This is a genomic window from Burkholderia sp. E168m23 (assembly GCF_016586125.1).
Classification (GTDB): domain Bacteria; phylum Pseudomonadota; class Gammaproteobacteria; order Burkholderiales; family Burkholderiaceae; genus Burkholderia; species Burkholderia orbicola.
The window spans coordinates 1-4,152 of record NZ_BCPP01000659.1; the positions used below are offsets into that span (position 1 = coordinate 1).

Sequence of the window (4,152 nt, forward strand, 5' to 3'; positions counted from 1 at the left end):
AGATTCATCTCAACGAACGGCCGGTCTCACTTCCGAGGTCCCGTAATAACTTCGTATAGCATACATTATACGAAGTTATACGACGATTCGGCCGCCGCGCACAGTTCGGTAACCTGAGCGTCGAGATCGTCGCTGATGTGGCCGGACGCGACGACCGGCACGCGCCCGGCCACCCGCTCGACCACGAAGCGCGCGAGTGCCGCGCGTTCGGCGAGGCTCAGGAACTGCATCTCGCTCGATTGCGCAACCGCGAACAACGCGTCCGAGCCGTGTGCCAGATACCATTCGATGAGCCGCTCGAGCCCGGCGTAGTCGATCGCGCCGGCGTCGTCGAACGGCGTCAGCATCACCGGTACGATCCCCTCGATGGTCACGTTCGATTGCTGCGGATGTTGCATCGGTTTCTCCTTCCTTCAGTGAATGCGAATGCAGGCTGCACGATTACGCCGGCAACGGTCCGGGCGCGGCGTTCGCGGCCTGTTCGGGAATCGGCTTGCGCACGAGCAGCAGGTAGGCCATCGCGCCGGCGAACGCGATCGCCGCCGCCGTGAGCAGCGCGGGCACGAACGACCACTTCTGCGCGATGATGCCGGTCAGGATCGGCGCCAGCGCGCCGCCGATGAAGCCGCCGAAATTCTGGATCGCGCCGAGCGACGCGATGCGGCTCGGCGGCGCGGCCGCCGTCGCGAGCGCCCACGAGCACGCCGACGCCGCGTTGGCAAGAAAGATCACCACCGAAATGCATGCGAGCGCAACCGTATTGCTCTGCACGAGCGCGGCCGGAATCGTGAACGCGACCATCCCGAGCATCGCGGCCACCACCGCGTTGCGCCGGCTCACGACCGGCGACCGGCTGCGGCGCGTGACGAGATCCGACAGCCAGCCGGCGACCAGCGAACCGACGAACCCGCACAGGAACGGCACCGATGCGGCAAAGCCCGTGCGGATCAGGCTCATGTGCCGCTCCATCGTCAGGTAGCCCGGCAGCCAGGTCAGGTAGACCCAGTTCAGGTACACGGAACCGAAGAAGCCGATCAGCATCCCCCAGGTCGTGCCGTGCGAGAACAGGCTGCGCCATTCGGCGAAGGTCAGTTTCGGCGCCGCGGCGACGCTCTGCGCATCGGCATCGAGATAATTGCGCTCGGCGGCAGATAGTTGCGCGCGCACCGGATCGCGATAGAACGCGAACCACACGACGGCGACGACGAGGCCGAGCGCGCCGGTCACGATGAACGCCCAGCGCCAGTGGAACGATGCAACGAGCACCGACAGCAGCAGCGGCGCAAGCGCGGTACCGAGCGGCGACGCGGCATTGAAAATACCGGTCGGCGTGCCGCGCGCCCGCAGCGGAAACCAGTTGCTCACCACGCGCGCCGCCGACGGGAATTGCGGCGCCTCGCCGATGCCGAGCACGATGCGCGCGACGATGAACCACCCAAACGTGGACACGAGGCCGCCCGACGCCTGCGCGAACGACCAGACGATCAGCCCGATGCCGAGCAGCCGGCGCGGACCGATGCGGTCGACCAGCCCGCCGACCGGAAACTGGCACAGCGCATAGCTCCATGAGAATGCCGACAGCAGCAGCCCCATCTGTGCGAGCGACAGGCCGAGATCGCCGCGGATCGCCGAACTCGCGACGGCCAGCGTGCCGCGATCGAGGTAGTTGACGATCCCGCTCGCCATCAACAGGGCGAGCGCGATGCGTTGACCGCGCCGAATCCGGGGCGGCGCGTGCGGAACAGGTGGGTTGTCGTTCATGTCGATTGTCTCCATGTCACTGGTAGGGGCCGGGTTCGGCCGTTCCGTCGCATGCGGAATTCAGGTATCCATAGGGTTGACTTCGTCGCGCGTCGGAATCGACGTCTGCGCGCCATGGCGCGTAACGCTGATCGCGGCCGCACGCTGGCCGAAGCCGATCGCGTCGTCCATCGACGCGCCGCCGGCCCGCGCGACCGCGAACCCGCCGACGAACGTGTCGCCGGCCGCGGTCGTATCGACGGCCGCCACCGCCATCGCACGATGGCGGCCGCTCCCTGCGCTGCCACGCCAGCACACGCCACGCGCGCCGAGCGTCACCAGCACGTTGCCGACGCCCTTCGCGCACAGCGCATCGGCGGCGCGCGCGGCCGATGCGTCGTCGCCCACGGCGATGCCGGTCAGCGACTCGGCCTCGGTTTCGTTGACGACGAGATAGTCGACCCGCGCCAGCAACGCATCGAAAAGCGGTTGCGCGGGCGCCGGGTTGAGCAGCACCGGCGTGTGGTGGGCGCTTGCGCACGCAATCGCACGCGCCACGCTGGCGACCGGCACTTCGAGCTGGCACACGAGCAGCGCGGCTCCGGCGATCGCGTCGCGCGCCGCGTCGATCCGGTCGGCATCGACGCATGCATTCGCGCCAGGCACGACGACGATGCTGTTCGCGCCGCCGTCGTCGACCGTGATCGTGGCCACGCCGGTTGCCGTGCCCGCGATCCGGTGCAGGTGCGTCACGTCGATGCGCTCCGCCGCCAGCGCGGCGTGCAAGCGCGCGCCGAACGCGTCGTCGCCGACGCAGCCGATCATCGCGACCGATGCACCGAGGCGCGCGGCCGCGACCGCCTGGTTGGCGCCCTTGCCGCCGTGAACGGTCTCGAACGTCGTGCCGAGCAGCGTTTCGCCCGGCACCGGCAGGCGCGGCGCCCGTGTGACGAGGTCGATGTTGACGCTGCCGACGACAGCGATACGCGGTGAGGTGAGATCGCTCATGCTTGAATGTAATCGCTTACATTTGAGATCGACAAAATGGCCGGAAAGGCTGTCGTCTCTGAAAATTTCGCGGTGCGGGTGTAATCCATGTCTGACATAATACGGAACAGCTTCAAGATAGCGCTTACATTCTCACAGGATCGAATGAGGATGCAAGCGCGGCCACCATGAATCGAGGGTAAACAATGACGCGACTGGCAACGCACGGCGCAGGCAGGCCTACCCCGCCGGGAGACGGCCGATGAGCACGGCCCCGCCCCGCGGCGGCGCATCGCGGGCACGCCGCGGCAGCGGCCGCTCGGTGCTGGGCGACGTCGCGAAACTGGCCGGCGTGTCGACCGCGACCGTCTCGCGCGTGTACAACGACCCCGGCAAGGTGTCGGCCGACGTGCAGCAGCGCGTGCGCGACGCGGCGCTCGCACTGAACTGGATTCCGAATGCGGCCGGCCGCGCGCTGGCGTCCACGCGTACCCACATTACCGGCGCGATCATTCCGACCCTCGACGACCAGGTGTTCGCGTCGCAGGTCGCCGGCATGCAGACGATCATGGCCGAGCACGGCATCACGCTGTTCCTCGGCTGCTCGAACTACGACCCCGCGCAGGCGCTCGCGCAAGTGCGCGCGATGCTGTCGCGCGGCGTGGAAGCGGTATCGCTGGTCGGCGAAGCGTACCCGCCCGAACTGTTCGAACTCCTTGCGATGCATCGCGTGCCGTACGTCGTCACGTATGCGTACCGCGACGACAGCCCGCACTGCTGCATCGGCTTCGACAACCGCGCGGCGTTCGCACGGCTCACCACGCACCTGCTCGACCTCGGCCATCGCGATTTCGCGATCATCATGCAGCCGTCGACGGACAACGACCGTGTCCAGGCCCGCCTGCGCGGCATTCACGACACGCTGGCCGCGCACGGGCTCGCGGTGCGCCCCGTGCATCAGCACGAAGGCGCGGCCACGATCGCGTTCGGGCGGGCCAGCCTGCGCGCGATCGCCGGCAGCGATGCGGCGACGCGGCCGACGGCCGTGATCTGCGGCAACGACGCGCTCGCGCTCGGCGCGTTGCTCGAAGCGCAGGCGCTCGGCATCGACGTGCCCGCGCAGTTGTCGATCACCGGGTTCGACGACGTCGCGCTCGCGCGCGAGATCCAGCCGCCGCTGACGACGATGTGGGTCGACACCGACGCGATCGGGCGCCAGGCCGCGCACGCGTTGCTCGACGCGCTCGAGAACGGCGCCACGGGGCCCGGCCATGCCGTCCAGCCCGAGTTGCGCATACGGGAATCCGCCGCGCCGCCGGCGCAGACGCAGGCGCGCGCGGCACGCAGGAAATAGCCGGGCAGCGCCGGCTGACTGCATCACGTCGATCGGCAGCGTCTTGTCGAGCCTGTCGTGCCACGCGTGGC

General features: G+C 68.6%; 3 protein-coding genes and 1 pseudogene. 1 reads left to right on the top strand and 3 read right to left on the bottom strand.

Annotated elements, in window-relative coordinates; genetic code table 11:
- Window positions 1-83: 83 nt before the first annotated feature.
- From JMF90_RS26865 to rbsK, 3 genes and pseudogenes are all read right to left on the bottom strand, one after another.
- Window positions 84-398, bottom strand: a pseudogene (locus tag JMF90_RS26865) (dihydrodipicolinate synthase family protein); the annotation flags it as partial.
- A gap of 43 nt (window positions 399-441) precedes the next feature.
- Window positions 442-1,761: an MFS transporter gene (locus JMF90_RS26870; RefSeq protein WP_034175427.1), complete on the bottom strand. Its 1,320-nt coding sequence runs from the start codon at window positions 1,759-1,761 to the stop codon at window positions 442-444.
- A 60-nt stretch (window positions 1,762-1,821) separates the two neighbouring features.
- Window positions 1,822-2,748 (bottom strand): ribokinase, encoded by a 927-nt coding sequence (gene rbsK, locus JMF90_RS26875; RefSeq protein ID WP_077220245.1) that lies wholly within the window; start codon window positions 2,746-2,748, stop codon window positions 1,822-1,824.
- A 241-nt stretch (window positions 2,749-2,989) separates the two neighbouring features.
- Here rbsK and JMF90_RS26880 point away from each other — a divergent pair, with 241 nt between their 5' ends.
- Window positions 2,990-4,081, top strand: coding sequence for a LacI family DNA-binding transcriptional regulator (locus JMF90_RS26880; protein ID WP_201317229.1), 1,092 nt, complete (start codon window positions 2,990-2,992; stop codon window positions 4,079-4,081).
- The last annotated feature ends 71 nt before the right edge of the window (window positions 4,082-4,152 follow it).